30 protein-coding genes are annotated in these 25394 nt (G+C 58.8%); 19 read left to right on the plus strand and 11 right to left on the minus strand.

The window, feature by feature from the left end; all coding sequences use genetic code 11:
* The first annotated feature begins 23 nt into the window (after positions 1-23).
* The 11 genes from ACTG2S_RS06530 to ACTG2S_RS06580 are packed head-to-tail and all read left to right on the plus strand — an operon-like array spanning position 24 to position 8531.
* Positions 24-911: a MerR family transcriptional regulator gene (locus ACTG2S_RS06530; RefSeq protein ID WP_274160211.1), complete on the plus strand. Its 888-nt coding sequence runs from the start codon at positions 24-26 to the stop codon at positions 909-911.
* Complete coding sequence (phrB, locus tag ACTG2S_RS06535; RefSeq protein ID WP_439982183.1) at positions 908-2329, plus strand: deoxyribodipyrimidine photo-lyase; 1422 nt, start codon at positions 908-910, stop codon at positions 2327-2329. The genes ACTG2S_RS06530 and phrB overlap by 4 nt, the downstream gene beginning before the upstream one ends.
* 1 nt (position 2330) lies before the next feature.
* Positions 2331-2759 (plus strand): nuclear transport factor 2 family protein, encoded by a 429-nt coding sequence (locus ACTG2S_RS06540; protein ID WP_005343652.1) that lies wholly within the window; start codon positions 2331-2333, stop codon positions 2757-2759.
* A complete protein-coding gene (locus tag ACTG2S_RS06545) occupies positions 2756-3490 on the plus strand; it encodes an SDR family NAD(P)-dependent oxidoreductase (protein ID WP_274160213.1) in 735 nt (244 codons plus the stop codon). Before ACTG2S_RS06540 ends, ACTG2S_RS06545 begins: the two co-directional genes overlap by 4 nt.
* The gene (locus ACTG2S_RS06550; protein WP_274160214.1) at positions 3487-4746 is read left to right on the plus strand and encodes an NAD(P)/FAD-dependent oxidoreductase; all 1260 of its coding nucleotides are present in this window, start codon (positions 3487-3489) and stop codon (positions 4744-4746) included. Before ACTG2S_RS06545 ends, ACTG2S_RS06550 begins: the two co-directional genes overlap by 4 nt.
* Positions 4743-5525, plus strand: coding sequence for a DUF1365 domain-containing protein (locus ACTG2S_RS06555; RefSeq protein ID WP_274160215.1), 783 nt, complete (start codon positions 4743-4745; stop codon positions 5523-5525). The genes ACTG2S_RS06550 and ACTG2S_RS06555 overlap by 4 nt, the downstream gene beginning before the upstream one ends.
* Entirely contained in the window at positions 5525-6781 is a 1257-nt protein-coding gene (locus tag ACTG2S_RS06560; RefSeq protein WP_201937333.1) for an SAM-dependent methyltransferase, read from the plus strand. Before ACTG2S_RS06555 ends, ACTG2S_RS06560 begins: the two co-directional genes overlap by 1 nt.
* Positions 6782-6783: 2 nt before the next feature.
* Complete coding sequence (locus ACTG2S_RS06565; protein WP_263717446.1) at positions 6784-7260, plus strand: DUF2878 domain-containing protein; 477 nt, start codon at positions 6784-6786, stop codon at positions 7258-7260.
* A complete protein-coding gene (locus ACTG2S_RS06570) occupies positions 7257-7478 on the plus strand; it encodes a TIGR02450 family Trp-rich protein (protein WP_005338671.1) in 222 nt (73 codons plus the stop codon). Before ACTG2S_RS06565 ends, ACTG2S_RS06570 begins: the two co-directional genes overlap by 4 nt.
* Positions 7435-7977: a chalcone isomerase family protein gene (locus ACTG2S_RS06575; RefSeq protein ID WP_274160216.1), complete on the plus strand. Its 543-nt coding sequence runs from the start codon at positions 7435-7437 to the stop codon at positions 7975-7977. The genes ACTG2S_RS06570 and ACTG2S_RS06575 overlap by 44 nt, the downstream gene beginning before the upstream one ends.
* Before the next feature lie 14 nt (positions 7978-7991).
* On the plus strand, positions 7992-8531 hold the full coding sequence (locus ACTG2S_RS06580; RefSeq protein ID WP_274160217.1) for a DUF3833 domain-containing protein: 540 nt from the start codon (positions 7992-7994) through the stop codon (positions 8529-8531).
* Between the two features lie 73 nt (positions 8532-8604).
* Here the strand turns inward: ACTG2S_RS06580 and nqrM are convergent, their stop codons facing one another.
* The 9 genes from nqrM to ACTG2S_RS06625 all read right to left on the minus strand — a co-directional run bounded on the left by nqrM (position 8605) and on the right by ACTG2S_RS06625 (position 16464).
* Positions 8605-8829, minus strand: a complete 225-nt coding sequence (gene nqrM / locus ACTG2S_RS06585; protein ID WP_005338668.1) for a (Na+)-NQR maturation NqrM — start codon at positions 8827-8829, stop codon at positions 8605-8607.
* 9 nt (positions 8830-8838) lie between these two features.
* Positions 8839-9876, minus strand: coding sequence for an FAD:protein FMN transferase ApbE (locus ACTG2S_RS06590; protein WP_005338666.1), 1038 nt, complete (start codon positions 9874-9876; stop codon positions 8839-8841).
* A gap of 3 nt (positions 9877-9879) precedes the next feature.
* Positions 9880-11103: an NADH:ubiquinone reductase (Na(+)-transporting) subunit F gene (nqrF, locus tag ACTG2S_RS06595; protein ID WP_005338656.1), complete on the minus strand. Its 1224-nt coding sequence runs from the start codon at positions 11101-11103 to the stop codon at positions 9880-9882.
* 32 nt (positions 11104-11135) lie between these two features.
* A complete protein-coding gene (gene nqrE, locus ACTG2S_RS06600) occupies positions 11136-11732 on the minus strand; it encodes an NADH:ubiquinone reductase (Na(+)-transporting) subunit E (RefSeq protein ID WP_005338645.1) in 597 nt (198 codons plus the stop codon).
* Between the two features lie 3 nt (positions 11733-11735).
* Complete coding sequence (locus ACTG2S_RS06605; protein ID WP_005338644.1) at positions 11736-12368, minus strand: NADH:ubiquinone reductase (Na(+)-transporting) subunit D; 633 nt, start codon at positions 12366-12368, stop codon at positions 11736-11738.
* A complete protein-coding gene (locus ACTG2S_RS06610; protein ID WP_005358609.1) occupies positions 12361-13149 on the minus strand; it encodes a Na(+)-translocating NADH-quinone reductase subunit C in 789 nt (262 codons plus the stop codon). Before ACTG2S_RS06610 ends, ACTG2S_RS06605 begins: the two co-directional genes overlap by 8 nt.
* The gene (locus tag ACTG2S_RS06615; RefSeq protein ID WP_005338642.1) at positions 13139-14368 is read right to left on the minus strand and encodes an NADH:ubiquinone reductase (Na(+)-transporting) subunit B; all 1230 of its coding nucleotides are present in this window, start codon (positions 14366-14368) and stop codon (positions 13139-13141) included. Before ACTG2S_RS06615 ends, ACTG2S_RS06610 begins: the two co-directional genes overlap by 11 nt.
* Before the next feature lie 3 nt (positions 14369-14371).
* Positions 14372-15715: a Na(+)-translocating NADH-quinone reductase subunit A gene (locus ACTG2S_RS06620; RefSeq protein WP_005349684.1), complete on the minus strand. Its 1344-nt coding sequence runs from the start codon at positions 15713-15715 to the stop codon at positions 14372-14374.
* A 434-nt stretch (positions 15716-16149) separates the two neighbouring features.
* Entirely contained in the window at positions 16150-16464 is a 315-nt protein-coding gene (locus tag ACTG2S_RS06625) for a BolA family protein (protein WP_201937325.1), read from the minus strand.
* 203 nt (positions 16465-16667) lie between these two features.
* Between ACTG2S_RS06625 and ACTG2S_RS06630 the strand changes: the two genes are divergently transcribed.
* The 5 genes from ACTG2S_RS06630 to ACTG2S_RS06650 all read left to right on the plus strand — a co-directional run bounded on the left by ACTG2S_RS06630 (position 16668) and on the right by ACTG2S_RS06650 (position 21528).
* Complete coding sequence (locus ACTG2S_RS06630; protein WP_274160218.1) at positions 16668-17801, plus strand: methyltransferase; 1134 nt, start codon at positions 16668-16670, stop codon at positions 17799-17801.
* Positions 17802-17818: 17 nt separating this feature from the next.
* Positions 17819-18403 (plus strand): YajG family lipoprotein, encoded by a 585-nt coding sequence (locus tag ACTG2S_RS06635; protein ID WP_005349692.1) that lies wholly within the window; start codon positions 17819-17821, stop codon positions 18401-18403.
* A 2-nt stretch (positions 18404-18405) separates the two neighbouring features.
* On the plus strand, positions 18406-18993 hold the full coding sequence (locus ACTG2S_RS06640) for a peptidylprolyl isomerase (protein ID WP_274160244.1): 588 nt from the start codon (positions 18406-18408) through the stop codon (positions 18991-18993).
* Between the two features lie 174 nt (positions 18994-19167).
* Positions 19168-20547, plus strand: coding sequence for an AmpG family muropeptide MFS transporter (locus tag ACTG2S_RS06645; RefSeq protein ID WP_439982187.1), 1380 nt, complete (start codon positions 19168-19170; stop codon positions 20545-20547).
* Positions 20548-20703: 156 nt separating this feature from the next.
* Positions 20704-21528 carry an outer membrane protein OmpK gene (locus ACTG2S_RS06650; RefSeq protein ID WP_429079593.1) on the plus strand — a complete coding sequence of 275 codons (825 nt, stop codon included), beginning with the start codon at positions 20704-20706 and terminating at the stop codon, positions 21526-21528.
* Between the two features lie 107 nt (positions 21529-21635).
* Here the strand turns inward: ACTG2S_RS06650 and ACTG2S_RS06655 are convergent, their stop codons facing one another.
* Positions 21636-22118: a YajQ family cyclic di-GMP-binding protein gene (locus ACTG2S_RS06655; protein WP_005338634.1), complete on the minus strand. Its 483-nt coding sequence runs from the start codon at positions 22116-22118 to the stop codon at positions 21636-21638.
* Positions 22119-22318: 200 nt separating this feature from the next.
* On the opposite strand from ACTG2S_RS06655, the gene ACTG2S_RS06660 reads away from it, so the two are divergent.
* Complete coding sequence (locus ACTG2S_RS06660; protein WP_110303313.1) at positions 22319-23272, plus strand: ketopantoate reductase family protein; 954 nt, start codon at positions 22319-22321, stop codon at positions 23270-23272.
* A 37-nt stretch (positions 23273-23309) separates the two neighbouring features.
* The gene (locus tag ACTG2S_RS06665) at positions 23310-23870 is read left to right on the plus strand and encodes a DJ-1 family glyoxalase III (protein WP_181269141.1); all 561 of its coding nucleotides are present in this window, start codon (positions 23310-23312) and stop codon (positions 23868-23870) included.
* 111 nt (positions 23871-23981) lie between these two features.
* On the opposite strand, the gene ACTG2S_RS06670 is transcribed toward ACTG2S_RS06665, so the two are convergent.
* A complete protein-coding gene (locus ACTG2S_RS06670; RefSeq protein WP_005338629.1) occupies positions 23982-24188 on the minus strand; it encodes a hypothetical protein in 207 nt (68 codons plus the stop codon).
* A 131-nt stretch (positions 24189-24319) separates the two neighbouring features.
* Between ACTG2S_RS06670 and dinB the strand changes: the two genes are divergently transcribed.
* The gene (gene dinB / locus ACTG2S_RS06675; protein ID WP_439983238.1) at positions 24320-25375 is read left to right on the plus strand and encodes a DNA polymerase IV; all 1056 of its coding nucleotides are present in this window, start codon (positions 24320-24322) and stop codon (positions 25373-25375) included.
* The last annotated feature ends 19 nt before the right edge of the window (positions 25376-25394 follow it).

Genomic DNA, 25394 nt, shown 5'->3' on the forward strand with positions numbered 1-25394 from the left:
CCCTCTGTTTGATGGACGTTGTCATGTCTGATTTATCGCAAGAAGTTGCTCCTCTCGCTGATGAGGGGATCTACCCCATTCGCGAGGTCTCCCGTCTCACCGGCGTCAACGCCGTGACCCTGCGTGCCTGGCAGCGCCGCTACGGTCTGGTGCAACCGGCCCGCACCGAAAAGGGCCACCGCCTCTACAGCGAGCAGGATATCCGCCAAATCGGCGAGATCCTGAGCTGGCTTGAGCGGGGGGTGAGTATCGGGCAGGTGAAGGGGCTCTTGAGCGAACCACATTCCGAGCCAGTGAGCGATCACTGGCAGCAAACCCTGGAGCAGTTCAGTCAGGCGCTGCTCGCCTTCAACCAGCGCAAGGCGGAGGCCGAGCTTAACGATCTGCTGGCGAGCTACCCGTTCGAGCTGGTGCGCAGCCGGGTACTGCAACCGCTGGTGGAGCGGCTGCTGGGGCTGTGGCGCGAGCGGCCCGATGGCGAGCTGCTGCAACAGGTGTGGCTGGGCTGGCTCCATACCCGCTTCGCCCGCCACCTGATCGAGCAGGAGAAGGGCGTGCCGATCACGCTGGCGAGCTGGGGACAGGTTGGCCCCCTCGATCTGGTCTGGGCCGCCTACGAGCTGATCGGTCAGGGCTATGAGGTGCAACTGCTGGGGGCGGTCGAGCCGCGCCATGCCAGCTTGCTGGAAGGACGTGCCGTAACCCCCTGGCTGGTGCTGCTGGGTGCCGGGCTCGGCAAGCAGGAGCTGGCTACCGGCTGGCCCGCCGGCACACGCCTGTTTGGCGAGCTGGGGCGCCTCTACGACGATGAGTGGCTTAAAGCCCACGGCTGGCAGGCGAGCCTTGCCGAGCTGATGGCAGATACACCTGCTGCGGCTGGCGCCAGCGGACGCGGGAGGAAAAAATCATGAAGCTGGTCTGGTTTCGCAATGATCTGCGCCTTGCCGACAACCCCGCGCTGCGGCATGCCTGCGCCGGTGATGAGCCGGTGGCCGCGCTCTTTATCATCTCCCCCACCCAGTGGCGGCAGCACAAAATGGCCCCCATCCGTCAGCGCTTTATGTTGGCGCAGGTGGATGAATTGGGCCGCGAGCTGGCGGCCCTTGGCATCCCGCTCCATCTGCTGCGAGTGGAGACTTTTGCCGAGGCGCCCGCTGCGTTGTCAGACCTCTGCCGCGAGCTGGGGGTGACCCAGCTCTATGCCAATCAGGCTATCGAGATCGACGAGCAGCGTCGCGACCATGCCGTCACTGCCGCACTGGCAGAGCAGGCAGTGAGCTGTCACTGGCTCAACGGCTGTTGCGTATTGCCGCCGGGGCGGGTGCTGACCGGCTCGGGGGATATGTTCAAGGTGTTCACCCCCTTCAGCCGCGCCTGGCTCAAGGCCCTCGATGAAGAGGGGTTTGTCATTCATCGGGCGCCGACACCGCGTGGCGAGCCTTTGCCTTGGCAGCCGCTGGCTGAGCGGGCGTGGGTTGATGAAGCTCTCGGCGAGCTGACGGTTGATCCGCATTGGCCGGTGGGGGAGGCGGAAGCTCTGCGCCGTTTGAACATTTTTCTGGAACAGGCAGTGCTCGACTATGGGGAGACCCGGGATTTTCCTGCCATCGCGGGCACGTCCGTGCTCTCCCCCTATCTGGCGGCGGGCATCATCAGTCCCCGTCAGTGTGTGGCGGCGCTCCAGCAGCGGCTCGGCTATCGGCCCCAGTCCAAGGCTCAGCCCGGCTTTGTCTGGCTCAACGAACTCATCTGGCGCGAGTTCTATCGCCACCTGCTGGTGCTGATCCCGACTCTTTCGATGAATCGCCCCTTCAAGCCCGAGACGGCGGCCTTGCCGTGGAGCTGGGATCCGGATGCCTTCGCCGCCTGGTGCGAGGGGTGCACTGGCTACCCCATCGTCGATGCGGCGATGCGCTGCCTCAACGCCACCGGCTGGATGCACAACCGGTTGAGAATGATAGTGGCGAGCTTTCTCACCAAGGATCTCCATATCCACTGGCGGCTCGGGGAGGATTACTTCATGAGTCGGCTCATCGATGGCGATCTGGCGGCCAACAACGGCGGCTGGCAGTGGGCAGCGGGTACCGGCGCCGATGCGGCCCCCTACTTTCGGGTCTTCAACCCCACCACTCAGGGGCAACGATTTGATCCACAAGGGGAGTTTATCCGTACCTGGGTAACTGAACTGGCCGATATTCCTGCCGCTTATGTGCATCAGCCCCACGACTGGCTGCGACTCAAGGGGCGACAGGATTATCCGGCACCCATGGTGGATCACGCCGTTGCCCGGTTGAGAGCCATCGAGATGTTTCGCTCTCTGGAGAAATAGGATGAACGAGCCGCTGGCACGCTTTATTGGCCTCTATCAGCAACTGGACAAACAGCAGTTGCACCGCTTGCCCGAGGTCTATGCCGAACAGGTGGTCTTTACCGATCCGGCCCACCGTATCGAGGGGCTGGCGGCCCTTGGCGACTATTTTGCCGCCCTCTATCAGCGCCTCGCCTACTGCCGTTTCGTCATCACCAGTCAGCAGCAACAAGGGCAGCAGGCCTGGCTCGGCTGGACCATGACCTTCTCTCACCCCAGATTGCGTGGTGGTGAGCCGGTGACGGTGGAGGGGGCCACCCGCCTCGAATTCGACGAGGCGGGCAAGGTGTGCCAGCACAGGGACTATTTTGACCTGGGCGCCATGCTCTACGAGCAGTTGCCGCTGCTCGGGCCCGTGGTGCGCACTATCAAGATGAGGCTTGGCGCATGAGCGGCCGGGTGCTCATCACCGGGGCGACCTCCGGCATTGGTCGCCAGTTGGCGCTGGATTACCGGCGGGCAGGCTGGCAGGTGTGGGGTTGTGGCCGCGATGGTGAACGGCTGCAGGAGCTGGGGCTGGATGGCGTCACGCCGCTGCAGTTCGATGCCCGGGATCTGGCCGCAATGAGCGGGGTGGCTGCCACGTTGCCATCCCTCGATCTTATAATCCTCAACGCAGGCAACTGCGAGTACATGGATGTGGCGGAGGGGTTTGACAGCGAGCTGTTTGCCCGTGTCATCGACACCAATCTGACAGCCACCGGCCATGCGCTGGCCGCCTTCTTGCCGTTGCTAGGGGCGGGATCTCGGCTGGCCATTGTCAGCTCGTCGGTGAGCTGGCTGCCGCTGCCGCGAGCCGAGGCGTATGGCGCCTCCAAGGCGGCCCTCGACTATCTGGCGGATACCTTGCGCCTCGATTTGGCCTGCAAAGGGATCGGGGTGACCCTGATCCGCCCCGGCTTTGTCCAGACGCCGCTCACCGCCAAAAATGATTTTCCCATGCCCTGTCTGGTGACGGTGGAGCAGGCCTCCCGCGCCATCATGGACGGGCTGACCGCTGGTCGTCACCAGATCCACTTTCCCCGCCGTTTCATCTGGTTGCTGCGCCTGCTTGGTGCGCTGCCGGTGGGGCTCTGGCTGCGCCTTGGCCGCGCACTCGTATCGAAAGGAAGCCATTCATGAAGAAAAAGATCGCCATCGTCGGTTCAGGGATCTCGGGGCTCACCGCCGGTTTTCTGCTCCACAAACTCCATGACATCACCCTGTTCGAGGCGGCGCCGACCCTGGGCGGCCACACTGCGACTGTCGATGTGAATCAGGCTGGCCGCAGCTATGCCATCGACACCGGCTTTATCGTCTTCAACGATCGCACCTACCCCAATTTCTTGAAGTTGCTGGCGCGGATCGGTATGGCGCGCCAACCGGCCGAGATGAGCTTCTCGGTAAAGAGCCCGGAGGGGCTGGAGTATAACGGCCATAACCTCGATACCCTGTTTGCCCAGCGCAGCAATCTGTTGAGCCCCCGTTTCTACGGCTTTGTCGCCGAGATTTTGCGGTTCAACCGGGAGGCACGGGCCTGGCTGGCAGATGGTCAACATCAGGGTGCTGGCCCCGAGCTGACCCTGGGGGACTTTCTGCTGGCGGGGGAGTTTAGTGACTACTTCGCCCGCCACTACATCTTGCCGATGGGGGCGGCGATCTGGTCATCGACCCTGGCCGATATGCGTGCCTTCCCCCTTGGCTTCTTCCTGCGCTTTTTTGCCAACCACGGCCTGCTGGATGTGGCCAATCGCCCCCAGTGGTACGTGATCCCGGGTGGCTCGCGGGAATATATCGGCCCCCTTACCGCCGGATGGCAGTCGCAGATCCGCCTCGCCTGTCCGGTGCAGAGCGTACGGCGAGACGCGGACGGCGTGGTGATCCAGAGCAGTTACGGTGAGGAGCGGTTTGACGAGGTGATCTTCGCCTGCCACAGCGATCAGGCGTTGGCGCTGCTGGCGGATCCCGGCGAGCGGGAGCAGGCCATCCTCGGCGACATGCCCTATCAGGCCAACGATGTCTGGCTTCATACCGATGCGCGTTGCCTGCCCAACCGCCGCAAGGCATGGGCCAGCTGGAACTATCAGCTCGATGGCAACGATGAGGCGCGGCCGCTGGTGAGCTACAACATGAACATCCTGCAGGGAGTGAACTCGCCGGAGCCCTTCTGCGTCAGCCTCAATCCCAGGGGCAAGGTGGATGAGAGCAAGGTGCTGCGCCGCTTCGTCTACCACCATCCGGTGTTCAATCAGGCCTCCATCGCCGCTCAGCAGCGGCGCGCGGAGATCTGCGGCCAACAGCACACCCATTTCTGTGGCGCCTACTGGTACAACGGCTTCCATGAGGATGGGGTACGCAGCGCGCTGGATGTCGCCAGGCGCTTCGGAGCCGAGCTATGAACGGCGCCACCGTGGCCACCGAACATGAGCGTACAGACGAACTGGCTGGCGTCACCAGCGCCATCTGGCAGGGCTTGGTGCGCCACCGCCGTTTTGCACCGCGGCCCCACGCCTTCTCCTACAGCCTCTTTATGCTGGGACTGGATCTCGACGAGCTGCCACAGCTCGATCAGGGGCGCTGGTTCGGGGTTGAGCGAGCTGGGCTGCTCTCGTTTCACAGCCATGACTATCTCAAGGGGAGTGAGGGAAGCCTCAAGCAGGCGGTGTGGCAGAAGGTGAGCGAGCTGGGTGGCGATGCCGAGCCCGAGGGGCGGGTACTGCTGCTCGGTAATGTGCGCTGTTTGGGGTTCTACTTCAGCCCGGTCAACTTCTACTTCTGCTACCGGCAGGGCGAGGCGCGCTATCTGCTGGCGGAGGTGTCGAACACCCCCTGGAACGAGCGTCACTACTACCTGCTCGATCTGGCGGCGCTGGCGCCCCATGACAAGGATTTTCACGTCTCCCCCTTTATGGGGCTGGCGATGCGTTATCACTGGCGGATCAGGCCGCCCGCGCAGGAGACACTGATCCACATCGAGAGTCATCCCGTATCCGGTGAAGCCAAGCTGTTTGACGCCACCCTGGCGCTCACGCGCCAGCCGCTGTCGCGCAAGGGGCTGGTGGCCCTGCTGGCCCGCTGGCCATGGATGACCATGAAGGTGCTGCTCGGGATCTACTGGCAGGCCCTGCGTCTATTTATCAAACGAACCCCGATTTTTACCCATCCGGAGAGCCGCTAATGGAACTTGCTCAATCAACCCTCTCTGCCTCTTTCATCGACAAGGGGGCAAGACAACTGCTGCTCAATCTGCTGGGTCGCCTCGAACATGGCCAGCTGCTGCTGCGGGATGGCGGTGAGCGCCACAGCTTTGGCGTCGCGGGTACCGATCTGCATGCCGAACTGGTGGTGCAGGATCCTGCCTTCTATCGTCGCCTGTTGCTGGGGGGCAGCATTGCCGCTGGGGAAACCTGGGTGGAGGGGCTCTGGACCAGCCCGGACCCGGTGGCGCTGGTGCGGCTGCTGGCCCGCAACCTGACCCTGCTCGACTCCCTCGAGCGGCGCCTTGGCTGGCTCAGTTTCCCCTTCAACAAGGTGCGCCACTGGCTCAACCGCAATACTCTAACCGGTTCGCGCTCCAACATCGCCGCCCACTACGATCTCGGCAATACCCTCTATCAGGGGTTTCTCGACAGCCATATGCAGTACTCGAGCGCCATCTATCCGAGCGCCGAGGCCACTTTGGAAGAGGGGCAGCAGGCCAAGCTGCGCACCATCTGCGAGCGGCTCGAGTTAGGGCCTGACGATCATCTGCTGGAGATCGGTACCGGCTGGGGTGGCCTTGCTGTCTATGCCGCCCGCCACTATGGCTGCCGGGTGACCACCACGACTATCTCCCGGGCCCAACATGACTATGCCAAGGAGTGGATTGCGCGGGAGGGGCTGGGGGATCGCATCACCTTGCTGCTGGAGGATTACCGCAAGCTGGAGGGGACGTATGACAAACTGGTCTCCATCGAGATGATCGAGGCGGTGGGTCACGCCTTCCTGCCCGACTATTTCCGCCAGTTGTCACGGCTGCTCAAGCCCGGTGGCCGCCTGCTCATTCAGGCCATCACCATCGCCGATCAGCGCCATGCCCAGTATCTGCGCGGAGTCGATTTCATCCAGCGCTACATCTTCCCCGGTGGTTGCCTGCCGAGCGTCTCCCAGATGGCGGGGTTGCTGGCGCGGGAGACCGACATGCAGCTGGTGCGGTTGCACGATCATGGTCATCACTATGCCCGCACCCTGGCTCACTGGTGCGATCGCTTTCTGGCGTTGGCGCCCGAGCTGCCCAAGCTAGGTTACAGCCAGGATTTCATCCGGCTGTGGCACTTCTACTTCGCCTATTGCGAGGGGGGATTCTGGGAGCGCAGCATCAGTCTGGTGCAGCTGGAGGCCGCCAAGCCGGGGCCCGCTGGCTGGTCGGGTGATGTGCCAGTAAGCGGTCACTGACCATGTGGCAGTGGGCTCACCTGCTGGGGTTCAACCTCTACTGGTTGCTGGCGGTGAAGTGGCAGCAGCCGGGCCCGCTGCTGGCAATGTTGCTGCTGCACTTTATCTTCTCACCCAGCCGCCTGCGTGACTGGCGGCTGCTCCCCATCGCGGTGGCTGGCTGTCTGCTGGATGTGCTGCTCTGGCAGCTCGGCCTGTTCCGGTTCCCGTCCGGTTTTCCCCTCTGGCTGGTGCTGCTCTGGCTCGGTTTTGCCCTGACGCTGGCCCACGGTATGCGCTGGCTGCTGCGCTTGCCTCGCTGGCAGCAGGCGCTGTTTGGCGTATTTGGCGGTGCCTCCTCCTATGTGGCGGGGGCCGCCATGGGGGCAGTAAACTTACCCTGGGGCATCTGGATCAGCACGGCACTGCTGGCAGTGATCTGGATGTGGTGGTTACCCGTACTCCTGTGGGTAATGGTCAAGCTGGAGGGTGAGTCATGACAAACACCTTTTCGACCGACTCGTTGCTTTTTTCCAAATGGACCAAAGAGAGCCAGCATGAGCTGACTGATCGCTTCTATCTGGTGGTTGCCTGCCAGCGGGATGCGCAGGGGCAGCTGGTGCAGGTGGTGATGCAGGATATCAACACCCTGCAAGAACAGGAGATGGACTGGCATGAACTGGAAGATCCCAACCACTGGCATATGGGGTGGAATTAACCCGCTACTGCTGGCGTTTACGCTCTTTGCTGCAACCGCGGTGCAGGCTTCTTCCGCCCCCTGGCAGCAGCTGCGCCCGGTCGGGCAGGGGGAGATGAACTGGCTATGGTTCAAGCTCTACGATGCCACCCTCTACAGTGAAAGCGGGCACTATCAGCCCGGTCACTATCCGCAGGCCCTGACCCTCACCTATGCCAGATCCATTGAGCGGGAAGATCTGCTGAGCGCCACTGCCGCCGAGTGGCAGCGACTCGGTCTTGGCTCCGACGCCGAACGTCAGCGCTGGCTCGGCCAGCTCGCAGCACTCTGGCCCGATGTGCAGGCAGGCGACAAGCTCACCTTCTATGTCGACAAGGTCGGGGCAGGCCACTTCTGGTGGCAGGAGAAGTCCCTCGGCACCCTGGCCGATCCGCAATTTTCGGCCGCTTTTCTCGCCATCTGGCTGGCTGACAACAGCCGCGATCCCGCCCTGACCCGCCGCCTGCGTGGCCAACCCTGAACATGGAGTTTCCAATGTTTTTCTATCGTGCATACCGCTGGTTGTTGTTGCTCCCTTTTTTGCTGCTGAGCGGCTGTGGTGCCAGTCTCGATGATTATCGGGGGCAGGGACCAAACTGGGATCTCGCCCGTTTCTTCAACGGCAAATTGGTGGCTCACGGTCTGGTGACCGACCGCAGCGGCGAAGTGACCAGTCGCTTTCGGGTCGAGATGGTGGGTCGTTGGAAGGACGGCAAGGGAGAGCTGTTCGAGCAGTTCTACTTTGATGATGGCCGCCAGCAGACCCGTACCTGGTATCTGAGCAAGGGGGTTGACGGTCACTGGCGAGGTACTGCTTCCGATGTGGTGGGGGAGGCGGTGGGTAAAACCCAAGGGTTCGCCCTCAACTGGCGTTATCAGCTCGATCTGGCGCTGCCGGATGGCGAGGTGGTGCGGGTGAGCTTCGATGACTGGATGTACCTGTTGGACGAAGAGCGTCTGATCAATCGTGCCGAGATCAGCAAGTTCGGTATCCATCTTGGCGAGGTGATCCTCTATATCGAACGTCAGCCCTGACCGTTAACGCAAGATAACGGCCAATAAAAAGCGCGCCGATGGCGCGCTTTTGTTTACCGAAAAACCAGAGTCATCAGATGATGCGGTTCTCTTCCAGCATCTTGCGACGGGCCTCTTCCTTGGCCATCTTCTTCTTGCGGTTGTCACAGGGTTCCGGGCAATCGCACTCTTTCTCGATGCCGACACTACCCAGACCGCCACAGGAGCCGGAGATGGTCTTCTTCTGGAAGATGTAACCGATAGCCATGGCGGCTATCACCAGCATGAATACCCCGAAGGTGATCAGAAAAATCTGCATCTCTACCTCTTACTTCTTGACCAGATAGGGCTTGAAGGCATCGGAGTAAGCCTCTTCAAAGCCGTTGTCCGTCTTGGTGATCACGAAGATCGCCAGGCCGCGCTCGTTGGCATAGGCCAGGCTCTTCTCGGTCCCCATCACCATAAACACGGTGGCCAACCCGTCTGCGGTCATGCAGGAGGGGTGTATCACGGTGACCGATACCAGACGGTGCTGGATCGGCTTGCCGCTGCGCGGATCTATGGTGTGGGAGAAGCGCTGACCATCCAGTTCATAGTAGTTGCGGTAATCGCCGGAGGTGGCTACCCCGTTGTCACCGGGCACGATCACCTCTTGCACCGTGCCGGTGCCTGCAGTGGGCTTCTCGATGGCCACGCGCCAGGGGTGCCCCTTGCCGTTGACGCCATTGATCCGCAGCTCGCCGCCAATCTCCACCAGATAGTTGCGTGCACCCAGTGACTCCAGATACTCGGCTACCTTGTCCACACCAAAGCCCTTGGCGATGGCGGAGAGGTCAACGTAGAGATCCGGAATGTCTTTTTGCAGGGTATCGGCATCCACCGAGGTGATGACGTGCAGGTTGCCCAGACCGGTCTTCTGGCGAGTCTGGGTGATCAGCTCGTCGGAGGGGACCTTGGTCGGCTTCTTGTCCGGGCCAAAGCCCCACAGATTGACCAAGGGGCCAACGGTGACGTCCAGCGCCCCCTGGCTCTCACGGCCAATGTGAATGGCCTCTGTGACGACCCGTGCGGTATCGCGGGAGACCACAACCGGTTTGTTGTCACGGCTCTGGTTGAAGCGCGACAGTTCGGAATCGGGGCGATAGGTCGACATCTGGTCGTTGACCCGCTCCAGCAACACATCCACCTCAGCTTGAAGCTTGGCCGGATCGCTGATGGCGCTGTCCGCCACCTTGATGGAGTAATAAGTGCCCATGGTGCTACCGGTGATGTGGATCTCCGGTTTGGATTGGACCGTCTCCTGACCGCACCCAGTCAAGAAAAAGGCTAGCCCGAAGGCTAGCCAGGTCTTTACAACACTGTGCATGGATTAACCACCAAAGTCATCCAACAGGATGTTTTCGTCTTCAACGCCCAAGTCTTTGAGCATGTTGATGACGGCAGCGTTCATCACCGGAGGTCCACACATGTAGAACTCGCAATCTTCCGGTGCTTCGTGGTTCTTGAGATAGTTCTCGTAGAGCACGTTGTGGATGAAGCCGGTGTAGCCGTCCCAGTTGTCTTCTGGTTGCGGATCAGACAGCGCGACGTTCCAGGTAAAGTTCTCGTTCTCGGCGGCGAGCATGTCAAAGTCTTCGACATAGAACATTTCGCGCTTGGAACGGGCACCGTACCAGAAGCTCATCTTGCGCTTGGACTTCAGGCGACGCAGCTGGTCGAAGATATGGGAACGCATCGGCGCCATACCTGCACCACCACCGATGAATACCATTTCGGCATCGGTGTCTTTGGCGAAGAACTCACCGAACGGACCGGAGATAGTCACCTTGTCGCCAGCCTTCAGGCTGAAGATGTAGGAGGACATCTGTCCCGGAGGGGCAGTCCAGTTGCTGGGCGGCGGGGTCGCGATACGCACGTTCAGCATGATGATGCCGAACTCTTCCGGATAGTTGGCCATGGAGTAGGCACGGATGATCGGCTCATCGACCTTGGACTCCAGCTCAAAAATCTTGAAGCGATCCCAGTCACCGCGATACTCCTCGGGAATATCGAAGTTCTTGTAGTGCACGTGGTGAGCCGGGGCTTCAATCTGGATATAACCACCGGCGCGGAACGGCACGCTCTCGCCATCGGGGATCTGCAGCTTGAGCTCCTTGATGAAGGTGGCCTTGTTATCGTTGGAGATAACAGTACATTCCCACTTCTTCACCCCGAAGATCTCTTCCGGCAGTTCGATATCCATGTCGGAGCGAACGGTAACCTGACAGGCCAGGCGCTCGCCATGACGGGCTTCGCCCTTGCTGATGTGATCCAGTTCGGTCGGCAGAATGTCGCCGCCACCGGATTTCACCCGTACCTTGCACTGGCCGCAGGAGCCACCGCCGCCACAGGCGGAGGAGACGAAGATACCGCTGCCAGCCAGCACGCCGAGCAGCTTGCCACCGGCCGGGCTGGTCACAGCCTTGGCCGGGTCACCATTGATGCTGATTGTCACGTCGCCCGCGGTCACCAGCTTGGACTTGGCGAACAGAATGACTGCCACCAGTGCCAGCAGGATCACGGTAAACATGACCACACCCAAAATAATTTCCATCTATCGTTCCTTTCTGATTGCAGGAAAGCCGATTACAGGGAGATACCAGAGAAGGACATGAAGCCCAGCGCCATCAGACCGGCGGTGATGAAGGTGATGCCCAGACCGCGCAGGCCTTCCGGAACATCGGAATACTTCATCTTCTCGCGGATACCTGCCAGCGCAACGATCGCCAGCATCCAGCCTGCCCCTGAACCCACACCGTAGACCACAGACTCCATGAAGTTGTAGTCACGCTGCACCATGAAGGAGACGCCACCGAAGATGGCGCAGTTCACGGTGATGAGCGGCAGGAAGATACCCAGCGCGTTGTAGAGTGCCGGGAAGTACTTGTCCAGCGCCATCTCCAGGATCTGTACCAGTGCTGCAATCACACCGATGAAGGTGATGAAGCTCAGGAAGCTCAGATCCAGACCGGATACCAGAGCGCCATCTTTAAGCACGTAGTTGTAGATCAGGTTGTTGGCAGGAACCGCGATGGTCTGCACCACAATAACGGCAATACCCAGACCCATGGAGGTCTTTACCTTCTTGGACACCGCCAGGAAGGTACACATCCCCAGGAAGAAGGAGAGTGCCAGGTTTTCGATGAAGATCGATTTAATCAACAGACTCAGATAGTGTTCCATACCTTAATCCTTCGCCTCCACCTGCTTGGGATCCTTGGTGCGAACGCCCCAAATGATCAGACCAATGATGAAGAATGCACTCGGCGGCAGCAGCAGCAGGCCGTTGGGCACATACCAGCCACCGTTGTTCACCAGCGGCAGCAGCTCGATGCCGAACCAGGTGCCGGAGCCCAGCAGTTCACGCACGGTCGCGACACTCAGCAGAATGGCACCATAGCCCAGACCGTTGCCGATACCATCCAGGAAGGAGGGCAGCGGGGCACTCTTCATGGCGTACGCTTCAGCGCGGCCCATTACGATACAGTTGGTGATGATCAGACCCACGAAGACCGACAGTTGCTTGGAGATGTCATAGGCGTAAGCCTTGAGCACCTGGTCAACCACGATAACCAGTGAGGCGATGATCGCCATCTGTACGATGATCCGGACGCTGTTCGGGATCTGGTTGCGGATCAGGGAGATGAACAGGTTTGAGAAGGCGGTGACCGCCATGACCGCGAGGGTCATTACAAACGCAGTTTTCATCTGGCTGGTAACCGCCAGTGCAGAACAGACACCCAGCACCTGCAAGGCGATGGGGTTGTTGCCCAGCACAGGCGTCAACAGCAACTTCTTCATTTCGCTCTTGTCAGCCATTGTTGATTTCTCCTGCACGAACCTTGGCCAGGAAAGGACCGAAGCCCTTGGGACCCATCCAGAAGTCGAAGGTATGCTGTACGCCGTTACCGGTCAGAGTGGCACCGGAGAGACCATCGATCTCGTGCTCGGAGCCCGCCGGAGCATGGCCCTTGATGACGCGCAGCGCCGGCATGCCATTCTGGTCGAACAGTTTCTTGTCCTTGAACAGCGCCTGCCAGGCCGGGTTTTCGATCTCGCCACCCAGACCCGGGGTTTCACCGTGGTCATAGTAGGTGATGCCCTTGATGGTCTGGCCATCAGCGGCAACGGCGACGAAGGCATACATGGTCGACCACAGACCCTGACCGTAGATGGGCAGGATGATGCTGTCGATCTTGCCTTCGGCATCCTTGGCGAAGAATACCGGGATCTGCTTGGAGATCTGACGCAGGCTGGCCTTGTCGTCAGCGGCGGCAAGACGGATGCTGCGGGCCGGATCTTTGGCTGCTTGCTTGGTGTCGAAGTTGTCGGCATCGCCGTCAACAAAGTCACCGGTCGCCAGATCCACCAGACGGGCTTCGATCTTCTCGCCATACAGTTTGGCCAGGTCGCGCTTGGCCACTTCGCTCACATCCACACCGGCTACGGAGAGAATGTTGCTCTGCTTGTCCAGCGCCTTGTTTTCCTGCTGGGTAGAACGCAGGCCCACAGCGGCAACGGATACCACGATGGAACAGGCCAGACAGAGGCCGGTGACCACGCTGACGGTGCCGAGGGTTGAATCTTTATTAAACGCCACGAGCAATCCTCCGCTTGATGTTTGCCTGAGCGACGAAGTGGTCAAACAGGGGAGCAAACAGGTTCGCAAACAGAATGGCCAGCATCATGCCTTCCGGGAACGCAGGGTTGACCACGCGAACCAGCACGACCATTACGCCGATCAGGGCGCCATACCACCACTTGCCTTTGTTGGTAAAGGCGGCGGAGACAGGGTCGGTCGCCATGAAGGCCATACCGAAGGCGAAGCCACCCAGTACCAGATGCCAGTGCCACGGCATGTTGAACATGGGGTTGGTATCGGAACCGATGACGTTGAACAGCAGGGAGGTGGCGATCATACCGATCATCACGCCGGCGATGATGCGCCAGGAGGCGATGCGCATGTAGACGATCATGGCGGCACCCAGCAGGATCATCAGGGTAGAGACTTCACCGATGGAACCCGGCAGGTTACCCAGGAAAGCGTCCATCCAGCTGATAGCCTGGCCGGTTGCACCGTTGATCAGCGCCATCTGGCCGCCTTGGGCCCACTGGCTCAGGGCAGTCGCGCCGGAGAAGCCGTCAACGGCAACCCATACGGCGTCACCGGAGATCTGGCCCGGGTAGGCGAAGAACAGGAACGCACGACCAGCGAGCGCCGGGTTCAGGAAGTTCTTGCCGGTACCACCGAACACCTCTTTGGCCATCACCACACCGAAGGTGATACCCAGCGCAGCTTGCCACAGGGGCAGCTCGGGCGGCACGATCAGGGCAAACAGGATTGAGGTTACGAAGAAGCCTTCGTTGATCTCGTGTTTGCGCACCATGGCGAACAGCACTTCCCAGAAACCACCGACAAAGAAGACGGTGATGTAGATCGGGAAGAAGTGGGTGGCGCCAATCAGCATCTTGCTGCCGATACCGGCTACAGCCGGATCGAGGGAGGCGCCCAGCATGGTAGCCAGGGCATATTGCCAGCTGCTGGCACCAGCAGCCGAGCCCATGTGGGCAATGGCGGCAATCGCCTGGTTACCAACGTTGTACATGCCCCAGAACATGGCCGGGAACACGGCCAGCCACACCATGATCATCATGCGCTTCAGATCGAGCGCATCACGAACGTGGGAGGCGTTGCGGGTAACGCTACCCGGGGTGTAGAACAGGGTGTACGCCGCTTCGAACAGGGCATAGTACTTGGCGTACTTTCCACCCGGTTCGAAGTGGTGTTCCATATTTTCAAGAAGTTGCTTGAAACTCATCGCTTAACCTTCCAGTTCAATCTTGGTCAGGCACTCACGCAAGATCGGGCCGTACTCTGTCTTGCCGGGGCAGACAAAGGTACAGAGCGCCAAATCTTCCTCATCCAGCTCCAGGCAGCCCAGAGCTTGCGCACCGTCGGTATCGCCGGAGACCATGTCCCGCAGCAGCAGGGTTGGCAGGATGTCGAGTGGCATCACCCGCTCATAGTTGCCGATAGGCACCATGGAACGGTCACTACCGTTGGTAGTGGTGGTGAAGTTGATCAGCTTGCCCTTCATCAGATGAGAGAGGGTGGTACGGGTGATAGAGAACTTGTTGGCGCTGGGGTTGATCCAGCCCAGGAACTCTTTCTCGCGACCTTCACCCAGCACGCAAACCTGATTGTGGTAGCGGCCCAGGTAGTCGTGAACACCTTCGGCTTTGGCACCACTCAGGATAGAACCGGAGATGATACGGTTTTCGTCGGCACGCAGCTCATTGTTGGTGAGCTGGCTGATGCAGGCGCCCAGACGGGTACGCAGCAGACGCGGCTTGAGCACGTTCGGGCCAGCCAGCGCGATCACCTTGTCAGTGAAAATCTGACCGGTGGTGAACAGCTTGCCGAATGCGATCACATCCTGATAGTTGATGTGCCACTGCACCTTGGTGCTGCTGACCGGATCCAGGAAGTGGATATGGGTACCCGGCAGACCGGCAGGGTGCGGACCAACGAAGATCTCTTCCTTGACCTGAGCCAGCGGAGAGTGGGGCAGGCTGCCTTCGCCTTTACAGACGTAGACGGCGCCGTCGGTCAGGCGGGTCAATACGGCCAGACCATCGAGGAAGGCCTGCGGCTGTTCCTTGATAATCAGCTCGGCATCGGCAGCCAGCGGGTTGGTGTCCATTGCAGTCACAAAGATGGCGCGCGGGGCAGACGCTACCGCGGGGACTTTGCTGAACGGACGGGTACGCAACGCAGTCCACTGACCTGATGCGACCAGGATCTCTTGCACCTTGCTGCGCTCGAGCTTGGCCAGCTCGGCAGAGGCAAAATGCTCAAACGTCACCTGTTCATCGGAACCGTCCAGGTCGATGACCACAGACTGGAGAACACGTTTGGCACCACGGTTGATCTCTGAAACCACACCGGTGGCAGGAGCTGTGAATTTAACGCCCGGATTCTTCTTGTCTTCAAAAAGATCCTGACCTTTGATGACGCGATCACCTACTTTGACGAACATAGTAGGTCGCATACCCACAAACTCCTCGCCCAGTGTCGCAACACGGGTGATGGCGGGGCCATCGTAGATTACTTGCTCTGGCGCACCCAGCACGGGGATGTCCAGTCCTCTTTTGATTGTAATCATACTTACTTGCACTACCGTTACGGGAGAGGTTGGTTAGCGCCGAGAAATACATCACGACGGGTGGTTGAATGAGTCGGTGTTGTGGTTGCGCCAGGTGGGCAGGCTCAACAATTATTCAACATGCAGGCTCACTCAAAAGCGCTTGAGTTTACCACTTAAGGTGCATTTTCTGCCATGCCAAATGGGCAAAATCCCCGTGCCATCACAAAATTAACCTGCAATGAATAAGCCCCTGACACCTTGTAAGTAGTGGTTTTAAAGGTTTTTTTATTTCGATACCTCGATGGGGGTATTTGCCTTTGTCTCCACTATCAACAAAAAGCCTTGATGCCGAAATATACCCCCTTGGATGTAGCCTTTTCGGGGCCAATGGGGGAAATATGTTTAATTTTTGTTGGCAGGTTCTCGAGGGGAATCCTGTGGTACAACCGCTTTCAGGAGAGTGACGGTTTGCCAACGCAGCTCGGGGTGCGCGGGGCGTGGCCTTTTTCCTGCCACTCGGTCTCGGTGTAGGTATGCAGCGCCAGTGCATGAACGGCACCGGCCAGCTCGTCGGCCAGCACAGCATTGACCTGACGATGTCGTGCCAGCAGCCGCAGCCCTGCAAATTGCTCGCTGACGATCACCACCTTGAAGTGGCTCTCAGATCCCGGTTCCACACGGTGCATGTGGCTCTCGTTGATCACCTCCAGCACGGTGGGAGAGAGGGCGGCGGTCAGCTTGGCTTCAATCAGTTGTTGGATGGTCATCGGATCGGCTTCCAGAGTGAATGTCGGGCCATTCTATCGGCAGTTGTGGGGCTGAATAACCCCCTTGCGAGGGAAATCATCCATCAGCAGCGCGCTCTGACGCGCTTGCAACTGGTGAAATTCCTGCTCCTCGCTAGAATAGCGCCACTTTGCGTCGTCCCTGGCGCCTGTTATCCGAATCAAGCCGAGGTTGGACTCATCCTATGCAAACCCTTCTCGAGACGCCCCATTGCCAGCTCACGCTCTACCGTTATCCGCGCCAGAGTCAGGAGACCCTGCAAGCTTGGGATGCGGCTGACGAATACCTGATCAACACCCTGGCGGAGTCTCCCCTCGAGCAGGCGGGCCCCGTCATCATCATGAATGACGGTTTTGGCGCGCTGGCCGCCTATCTGCATCCGCACTCCCCCTGCTGCGTCACCGACTCCTACATCAGTGAGCGGGCGACCCTGGCCAATCTGGCCGAAAACGGACTGGATGCAGGCGCGATCCGCTTGCAGGATGCGCTGGCGCCGCTGCCCGATGCCCCTGCGCTGGTGGTGATCAAGGTCTCCAAATATCAGGCTCTATTGGAGCAGCAACTGCTGGCATTGCGTGCGGTGGTGACACCGGCAACCCGCGTTATCGCTGCCGGCAAGGCGAAGGATATTCATACCTCCACCCTCAAGTTGTTCGAGAAGTATCTGGGGCCTACCCGTACCTCGCTGGCCTGGAAAAAGGCGCGTCTCATTCACTGCGAGCCGCAGGCGGGGCAACCCGCGCTGGCCAACCCCTTCCCGACTGTCTGGCCGCTGGAGGGGAGTGGCATGCTCATCCACAACCATGCCAACGTCTTCTCGCGCACCAGTCTCGATATCGGTGCCCGCTTTATGCTGGACAACCTGCCCATCCACAGTGCCCGCAAGGTGATCGATCTGGGCTGTGGCAACGGGGTGCTGGGTCTGTCGCTGCTCGCCAAAGACAGCGAGGTGGAGGTGACCTTTATCGATGAATCCTATATGGCGGTCGCCTCGGCACAGCTCAACGTCGAGCACAATCTGCCCGATGCACTGCCGCGCGCCCACTTTATGGTCAATAACTGTCTCGACGGGGTGGCGGTCGGCTCGGCGGATCGGATCCTCTGCAACCCTCCTTTCCATCAGTTGCAGGCGATCACCGATCATATCGCCTGGCAGATGTTCAGCGATGCGCGCCGGGTGTTGCCTCAAGGGGGTGAACTCTGGATAGTAGGCAACCGTCATCTGGACTATCACAACAAACTCAAGCGCTTGTTTGCCAACGCACAAGTCGTTGCGTCGAACAGCAAATTCGTTATTTTGAAAGCCATCAAACGCTAAAGCCAAAGGAAACCATGATGAAAAAGTCACTCTTGCTGCTGGCCGCCCTGATGCTGGGCGGGTGTGCCACTCATTGGCCGGAGACAGCGCTGCTCAATCCGCAGGTGATCCCCGCCAACCAGCAATACTACTCTGGCAATCGCATCACCATGGAAGGGGTAGACAAGCGTGAGGCTGCCTACGTCTTCTCCATCAAACATAAAGAGAAAGCGCCCGTGCTGGTCAACAGCGAGCGTCCGCTCAACCTGCTGATGGCCGAGCGGCTGGCCGAAGGTCTGCGCAGCCAGGGTCTGGAAGTGGGCAACAGTGGCACCACCAACCTGACGCTGGTGATTTCCAACGCCGCAGTCAATGTGGAAGAGAAGACCTTTACCTATGTCACCAAATCCCGCGTCAGCCTGCAGGTGATCGCCGATTTTCAGGGCAACCGTCTGACCAAGCAGTTCAACATGTCCTCCAGCAAGGAGAGCCCGAGCGAGCCAAGCATGGCCGACCTGGAGTCTACACTGAACCTGCAACTGGGTAGCGTGCTGCAGCAGATCATGGCGGATGACGCGCTGCGCGGTTACCTGAAAGGTCAACCGAACGGTGCAGGGGTCTGATGATGAAAAAACTCTGGTTGCTGGCCATGCTGATCGCCCCGCTGGCGTTCGCAGGCCCGAAAGTCAGAATGGAGACCAACCACGGCAATATCGTGGTGGAGCTGGCTCCTAAGCAGGCGCCCCAGACGGTGAAGAACTTCCTGCGCTACGTGGCTGATGGCAGCTATGACGGCAGTATCTTCCACCGGGTGATCCAGGATTTCGTGGTGCAGGGTGGGGGTTACAACCAGCAGTTCCAGCAGCTGCCGACTTATGAACCTGTGGTCAACGAGTCGCGTGGCGGTCTGCCCAACAAGCGTGGCTCCATCGCTATGGCTCGCACCCAGGCGGTCGACAGCGCTACTCGCCAGTTCTACTTCAATCTGGTCGACAACAATAACCTCAACGCCGGTGGCTCAGCGGGTTATACCGTGTTCGGTCAGGTGGTGCAGGGGATGGAGGTGCTGGACAAGCTGGCTCAGGTACAGACCGGTTACAGCCCCATTTTGCGTGCCAACGATGTGCCGACCAGTCCCATCATTCTGAAGAAGGTGGTCTTGCTGGCAGAAACCCCGGCAGACAAGAAAGTCGACAAGAAAGCGGGCAAGTAACTCTCGCCGGACGCGGTTCGTCACCTCGCCTCGTCAGGTCACAATACAAGGCTCATCCCGTTCGGGATGGGCCTTTTCTCTATCCGGGCTTCTTTTGCCTATCTCTTTTTGCTTGCCTTGGCTATCTGCCATCAACCTGCCAAAATGACGCACTTTTCCAAAGTCGTCAGGTAGTTGAACATGATCCGCACACCGAGTTGGCGGGAATCGCTCGCTGTTTATCTCGAAGCCCGAGTACTCATTCTCTTTGCCATGGGCTTTTCATCGGGTCTGCCGCTGTTGCTGGTATTTGGCACCCTCTCATTCTGGTTGCGTGAGGCCGATGTCAGCCTGACCGATATCGGTTACATGAGCTGGGTGGCGCTGGCCTACGGCTTTAAATGGTTGTGGTCGCCGCTGGTGGATCGTATGCCATTGCCACTGCTCTCTACCCTGTTGGGGCGTCGTCGTAGCTGGATGTTCTTCTCCCAGCTATTGATCGCGGCTGCGTTGGTAGGGATGGCGTTTTGTGATCCCAAGAGCGGGTTGACTCATTTGGCCTTGTTCGCCCTGCTGGTGGCCTTTGCCTCGGCCACGCAGGATATCGTTATCGATGCCTATCGCATCGAATCCGCCCCCGAGCGGCTACAGGCGGCGATGGCTGCTTCTTACATGACCGGCTACCGGCTGGCGATGATCATGGCGGGCGCCGGTGCGCTGGCACTGGCAGCGTGGTTTGGCAGCAATAGTGGCTATGACTATCGTGGCTGGCAGATTACCTATCTGGTGATGGCGGGTCTGATGTCACTCGGGGTTATCACCACGCTGTTTTGCCACGAGCCGGATATCGATCTGGCCGAGCAGGGCAAGCAACAGGCCGAACGCAAGGCGCAGCTCCTGGAAAAAGGGTGGCCTGCGCTGCTGGCGAGTGCGGGGGCCTGGGGCTATGAGGCGGTCTGGTGTCCGTTCGCCGACTTCTTTCGTCGCTATGGCAGCTCGGCGCTGCTGATCTTGGCTCTGATCGCCTGCTATCGGGTTGCCGATGTGGTGATGGGGGTGATGTCCAACAGCTTCTATGTGGATATGCAGTTCAGTAAGACCGAGGTTGCCACCATTACCAAGGTGTTTGGCGTCATTATGACGCTAGTGGGGGCGGCGCTGGGGGGCGTGCTGGTGATGCGCTTCGGCACGCTGCGCATCCTGTTCTTGGGAGCGCTGCTCACTGCCAGCACCAACCTGCTGTTTGCCTTGCTCAATCAGGTTGGTCACAGCCTGGAACTGCTGACCCTGATTATCTCGCTGGATAACCTCAGTGCCGGTATCGCGACCGCGGCCTTCGTGACCTATCTCTCCAGCCTGACCAATGTGGCATTTTCGGCCACTCAGTACGCCCTGTTCAGCTCGGTAATGTTGCTGCTACCCAAGTTGCTGGCCGGTTTTTCCGGGCAGGTTGTGGAGCAAATTGGCTACAGCGCCTTCTTTGTCGGAACCAGTTTATTGGGCTTGCCCGTGTTGTTGTTGATTGTGCTTGTCGCCAGAAAAGGGAGTGAGTTGCTCTCAACGGCTGACAAATAGCAAGCGTTTGCGTAGAGTCGGGGGTGATTAGATTCACACTTCCGGATAAAGTTCCCGAGAAGTTGTTTCACCCCCAATTTTATTTGATTAGAATCCCTCTCGCTCCTTGTGGGCAGGCTACGGAAAACCTCAACTAACGCACAAGAGACCAATAAAATGGCCAAATTTACCAAGACTCTGATCGCTGCCGGTCTGCTGGCTGCCGCCGCTACCCCGGCCTTCGCTGCTGACTACAGCGGTGATATCCACAAGAATGATTTCAAATGGATGCAGTTCAACGTAATGCATACTATTGACCAGCGTCCGACGTTCACAGCTGATGGTAACTATAACGACACCTATTTTGAAATGGAGTTCGGTGGCCGTTCTGGAATGTTCGATCTTTACGGTTATGTTGATGTGTTTGATATCATGGATACCAAGCACAGTGATAAGCACGATAAGCAAAATATCTTTATGAAATTTGCGCCTCGTTTGTCACTTGATGCATTGACTGGTAAAGATCTTTCTGTTGGTCCGATTCAAGAGTGGTATGTCGCTTCTTTGAACAATGTTGCCGATGGTCAGATGGAGAATCTGATTGGTCTTGGTACTGACGTGATGGTTCCTTGGTTTGGCAAAGTGCCGATGAACTTGTACGCTCGCTATTCTAATGAGAACTCTAATTTCAAGAAAGAAGAGAGCTCTTGGAATGGTTATCAGTTCTCTATGAACTGGTTCAAACCGTTCTATACCTTCGCTAACGGTAGTTTCATTTCCTATCAAGGTTATCTGGATTACACCTTTGATATGGACACTTATGATCAAGCTGATCGTGCAAGTAGCGGCCTGGGCTTCCTGAATGGTATCCACTGGCACTCTGACCGCTTTGCCGCTGGTTATGATCTGAAATATTTCCATGAAATTTATGGTATTCAGAATAGCGACTTGAGCCAATCAACAGGTTTTGGTCACTACTTCTCTGTTTCCTACAAGTTCTAATAAAACTTGGGGTACAAAAAACCGGAGCATCTGCTCCGGTTTTTTTATGGCCGCGATGTAGATAGCGTGGCGCGAGTCATCAAGTGCGCCACGGCTGAGTGGATAAATCAGTCGCGGAAGTTCTGGAACTGCATAGGTTGACCCAGTTCGGCGCCACGGACCAGTGCCATGGTCTCTTGCAGATCGTCACGCTTCTTGCCGGTGACACGTACTTCATCACCCTGGATGGCGACCTGTACCTTGATTTTGGAGTCCTTGATCAGCTTGACCAGCTTCTTGGCGATCTCTTTCTCGATCCCCTGCTTGAATTTGACGGTCAGGTGGAAACGCTTGCCGGAGTGAACGGAGTCACCCACTTCCATGGAGCTGTTTTCGATGTTGCGCTTGAGCAGGGCGCCGCGCAGGATTTCGACCATCTGCTTGAGCTGGAAATCAGCATCGGCTTCCAGCTTTACCTCTTCCTTGTTCAACTCGAAGCTGGCTTCTACCCCACGAAAATCGAAACGGGTGGCCAGTTCACGATTGGCGTTGTCGACTGCGTTCAACACCTCGTTCATTTTGACTTCAGAGACAATATCGAATGACGGCATAGCCGGAGCTCCTCATGTTGCGTTATCGGGGGGCAAATCTACCAGAAAACGGGCAAATTTGCTGATTTTGATGGGGTTGCTCTGCTAGAATCCCCTGCGCACAGGACGGGTGGACCCGTTAGTGTCCACCAGCGACATCTTCACTTATCCCCGGTAACAGGTTGAGAGGATTGCAACCCTTACCCTGACAGAGTCACACCATGCCAAGCGGATTAAAGAATTCCCGACAGCCCGTTATTCCACCCGTTACTCCGAAGTGGTCGCTGTTGGGTTGTGGCGCCCTCGGCGGCGTTTTTGCCTCCCTGCTGACCCAGAGCGGTCAATCTACCCGTGTCTTGTTGCGCGAACATCATAAGTCCACGCTCCATCCGGGGATCGATTTCACCTCGCTGGAGGGGCATGTCCAGCTGCTCAATATCGAGCGCGGGTTTGTCAGCAAACCCGGCAAGATCCAGCGTCTGCTGGTGATGACCAAGGCCAGTCAGGTGATTGCCGCACTGACGCCGCTGGTGGGTAAGCTAGATGCCGGCGTGCCGATCGTGCTGCTGCACAACGGGATGGGGATTGCCGAGCAGGTGGTCGAGATGTTCCCGCACAATCCGGTGATTGCCGGTGTCACCAGCCATGGCGCCATGCAGTGCGGCCATTTCGTGTTCCGTCATACTGGCAAGGGTGAAACCTGGCTTGGCCCGATCAACGATGCCGCCAAGGCCCATGCCGCGCTCGCGGACGAGCTGGCGCTGGCACTGGGTCAGGCTGGTTGGGATGAACAGGTATTGACGCGCCAGTGGCAAAAGCTGGCCATCAACTGCGCCATCAATCCCCTGACTGCCCTCTACAAGCTGAAAAATGGCGAGCTGGCTGGCCCCCGTTTTGCCGATGCCCTGCAGCAGATCTGCGTGGAAGTGGCGGATGTGATGTGTGCCGAAGGGATTGCGACCACGGCAGAGGAGTTGCAGCGCCGGGTGATGACAGTGGTGGAACTGACCGCTGACAATTACTCCTCCATGCATCAGGATATGGAGCTGGGACGCGAGACCGAGATTGAGGCCATCACCGGCTTCCTGTTGGCCAAGGCTGCCCGGCATGGCATTGCCGTACCGGTCAATCAGGGTCTCTATCAGGCGATCAAAGAGAAGAGTCAGGCCGCCTGAGCCGTTACATGACAGAGCAAGCAGCAAGGAGGCGAACGTGAGTGTACTGGTGCTGGTGGCCCCCGGGTCGGAAGAGATAGAGACGGTTGCGATTGTCGATACCCTGGTGCGCGCCAGTATCGAGGTGGTGCTGGCCTCTTGCTGCCCTGCCGGATCCCGGCAGGTAAAAGCGTCGCGCGGGGTGCAGCTGGTGGCCGATTGTCATATCGACGAGCTAACCCGTCGGGACTTTGAAGCCATCGTGGTGCCCGGCGGTTTGCCCGGCAGTGAAGTGATCCGCGATACCCCGCTGGCCATTGATCTGCTCAAAGAGCAGGCCGCTCTTGGTCGTTGGCGTGCTGCCATCTGCGCCGCCCCTGTGGTGGTGTTGCAACATCACGGTCTGCTGGGTGGTGCCATCGTTACCTGTCATCCCGGCTTTCAGCCCCGACTACCGACATCGCAGCTGTCACATGAGCGGGTAGTCAGGGATGAGGCTCATCGCCTTATCACCAGCCAGGGGCCGGGCAGTGCCATCGAGTTTGCGCTCGAACTGGTTCGGGTGCTGCGCGGGGATGAGGTGGCTACCGCCGTGGCTGGCCCTATGGTGCTGCCTTGAGCGCACTCTGCTGCAGAATCAAGCTGGTCATGCTTTGAAAAATGGGCCCCGGTCATCTTGATCGGGGCCCGTTTGTTATCTGCCGTTGTCGGTCACGCCATCTTGTCCGGCTCAGTAGTCGTACTGTGAGCACTGTTTTTTGTTGTACTCAGTTTTCCAGCGTGCCAATTCTTGCTCTGTGCCGAGCTTGTCCCCTTTCTTGATGGCCTGTTCCAGTATCTCAATCCGGTCGTAGAGCCAGCGGCACTCTGCCGTCGGGTTGTTCTTGCCGATGCCGGTCAACGGTAGCAAACAGAGTCCCAACCAAAGATATTTCATCCCGAACGCTCCTTGTCATTGTGGTAGTAAAGGTCTCCTTGGAGTCTACTATTTTAGCCGCAACGAGAGAGATAGAGCTGCGGTTATCCTTGGGGTAAGATGATGCCATGTCTGTTTATTTATACAGTGGTATGCGCAAGATCATCCATATCGACATGGACTGTTTTTTTGCCGCGGTGGAGATGCGGGACAATCCGGCGTTGCGGGAGGTGCCGCTTGCCATCGGTGGGTCCTCCGAGCGGCGCGGCGTCATCTCGACCTGCAACTATGTGGCGCGCCGGTTCGGGGTGCGCTCCGCCATGCCGAGTGCATTGGCAAAAAAACTCTGCCCGCCGTTGGTACTGATCCCGGGGCGAATGGTGGTGTACAAGGATATCTCCCGTCAGCTCAGAGCAATTTTCCTGCGCTATACCGATCAGGTTGAACCGCTGTCGCTGGATGAGGCTTACCTCGATGTGACCCACAGCCGCTGCTGTGGCGGCAGCGCCACCCTGATGGCGCAAGAGATCCGGCAAGCCATCGTCTCCGAACTGGGATTGACCGCCTCGGCCGGAGTGGCCCCCAACAAGTTTCTCGCCAAGCTCGCCTCGGAGCAGCGCAAGCCTGATGGTCTGTTTGTCATTCGTCCCGACGAAGTGGCCGAATTTGTCTGCCAGTTGCCCCTCGGCAAACTGCCCGGGGTGGGGCGCAAGACTGCCGAGCGGCTGGAGGCTCAGGGGCTTTACACCTGTGAGGATGCGCGGGCCTTGTCGGCACAAGAGCTGTGCAGCCGTTTTGGCAAGCTGGGGGAGATGTTGACGACCCGGATCTGGGGGCTGGATGAACAGCCGGTGCAGGCGCACCGGATCCGCAAAACCATCGGGGTGGAGACCACCCTGGCGAGCGATGTTTGTGACGAAGCCGCCTGCCTGACGGTATTGCAGCAACTGCTGCCAGAGCTGGAGCGGCGATTTCAGCTGGCGTGCCCTGCCGAACAGGTGATGGGGCAGGGGATCAAGCTCAAGTTTGCCGACTTCCACCAGACCACTGTCTATCGCAGTCAGGGTGGTTATCAGCCAGCCTTGTTCGTCCCCCTGCTCAAAGAGGGGCTACAGCGGGCGCAAGGGCGTTCGGTTCGTCTGCTGGGCTTGGTGGTGGGTTTGCCAAAAGAGGGTGAAGTTAATCAACTCTCGCTGGATTTGCTGTGAGAGAGTTAAGTTTTTGTTT

Source organism: Aeromonas sp. 82P (assembly GCF_051919365.1).
Lineage (GTDB): Bacteria > Pseudomonadota > Gammaproteobacteria > Enterobacterales > Aeromonadaceae > Aeromonas > Aeromonas veronii.

Bases quoted from the DNA above. Each gene is read 5' to 3' on its own strand.
- ACTG2S_RS06530 (WP_274160211.1), top strand. From the start codon at position 24: ATGTCTGATTTATCGCAAGAAGTTGCTCCTCTCGCTGATGAGGGGATC.
- phrB (WP_439982183.1), top strand. From the start codon at position 908: ATGAAGCTGGTCTGGTTTCGCAATGATCTGCGCCTTGCCGACAACCCC.
- ACTG2S_RS06540 (WP_005343652.1), top strand. From the start codon at position 2,331: ATGAACGAGCCGCTGGCACGCTTTATTGGCCTCTATCAGCAACTGGAC.
- ACTG2S_RS06545 (WP_274160213.1), top strand. From the start codon at position 2,756: ATGAGCGGCCGGGTGCTCATCACCGGGGCGACCTCCGGCATTGGTCGC.
- ACTG2S_RS06550 (WP_274160214.1), top strand. From the start codon at position 3,487: ATGAAGAAAAAGATCGCCATCGTCGGTTCAGGGATCTCGGGGCTCACC.
- ACTG2S_RS06555 (WP_274160215.1), top strand. From the start codon at position 4,743: ATGAACGGCGCCACCGTGGCCACCGAACATGAGCGTACAGACGAACTG.
- ACTG2S_RS06560 (WP_201937333.1), top strand. From the start codon at position 5,525: ATGGAACTTGCTCAATCAACCCTCTCTGCCTCTTTCATCGACAAGGGG.
- ACTG2S_RS06565 (WP_263717446.1), top strand. From the start codon at position 6,784: ATGTGGCAGTGGGCTCACCTGCTGGGGTTCAACCTCTACTGGTTGCTG.
- ACTG2S_RS06570 (WP_005338671.1), top strand. From the start codon at position 7,257: ATGACAAACACCTTTTCGACCGACTCGTTGCTTTTTTCCAAATGGACC.
- ACTG2S_RS06575 (WP_274160216.1), top strand. From the start codon at position 7,435: ATGAACTGGAAGATCCCAACCACTGGCATATGGGGTGGAATTAACCCG.
- ACTG2S_RS06580 (WP_274160217.1), top strand. From the start codon at position 7,992: ATGTTTTTCTATCGTGCATACCGCTGGTTGTTGTTGCTCCCTTTTTTG.
- nqrM (WP_005338668.1), bottom strand. From the start codon at position 8,829: ATGCAGATTTTTCTGATCACCTTCGGGGTATTCATGCTGGTGATAGCC.
- ACTG2S_RS06590 (WP_005338666.1), bottom strand. From the start codon at position 9,876: ATGCACAGTGTTGTAAAGACCTGGCTAGCCTTCGGGCTAGCCTTTTTC.
- nqrF (WP_005338656.1), bottom strand. From the start codon at position 11,103: ATGGAAATTATTTTGGGTGTGGTCATGTTTACCGTGATCCTGCTGGCA.
- nqrE (WP_005338645.1), bottom strand. From the start codon at position 11,732: ATGGAACACTATCTGAGTCTGTTGATTAAATCGATCTTCATCGAAAAC.
- ACTG2S_RS06605 (WP_005338644.1), bottom strand. From the start codon at position 12,368: ATGGCTGACAAGAGCGAAATGAAGAAGTTGCTGTTGACGCCTGTGCTG.
- ACTG2S_RS06615 (WP_005338642.1), bottom strand. From the start codon at position 14,368: ATGAGTTTCAAGCAACTTCTTGAAAATATGGAACACCACTTCGAACCG.
- ACTG2S_RS06620 (WP_005349684.1), bottom strand. From the start codon at position 15,715: ATGATTACAATCAAAAGAGGACTGGACATCCCCGTGCTGGGTGCGCCA.
- ACTG2S_RS06625 (WP_201937325.1), bottom strand. From the start codon at position 16,464: ATGACCATCCAACAACTGATTGAAGCCAAGCTGACCGCCGCCCTCTCT.
- ACTG2S_RS06630 (WP_274160218.1), top strand. From the start codon at position 16,668: ATGCAAACCCTTCTCGAGACGCCCCATTGCCAGCTCACGCTCTACCGT.
- ACTG2S_RS06635 (WP_005349692.1), top strand. From the start codon at position 17,819: ATGAAAAAGTCACTCTTGCTGCTGGCCGCCCTGATGCTGGGCGGGTGT.
- ACTG2S_RS06640 (WP_274160244.1), top strand. From the start codon at position 18,406: ATGAAAAAACTCTGGTTGCTGGCCATGCTGATCGCCCCGCTGGCGTTC.
- ACTG2S_RS06650 (WP_429079593.1), top strand. From the start codon at position 20,704: ATGGCCAAATTTACCAAGACTCTGATCGCTGCCGGTCTGCTGGCTGCC.
- ACTG2S_RS06655 (WP_005338634.1), bottom strand. From the start codon at position 22,118: ATGCCGTCATTCGATATTGTCTCTGAAGTCAAAATGAACGAGGTGTTG.
- ACTG2S_RS06660 (WP_110303313.1), top strand. From the start codon at position 22,319: ATGCCAAGCGGATTAAAGAATTCCCGACAGCCCGTTATTCCACCCGTT.
- ACTG2S_RS06670 (WP_005338629.1), bottom strand. From the start codon at position 24,188: ATGAAATATCTTTGGTTGGGACTCTGTTTGCTACCGTTGACCGGCATC.
- dinB (WP_439983238.1), top strand. From the start codon at position 24,320: ATGCGCAAGATCATCCATATCGACATGGACTGTTTTTTTGCCGCGGTG.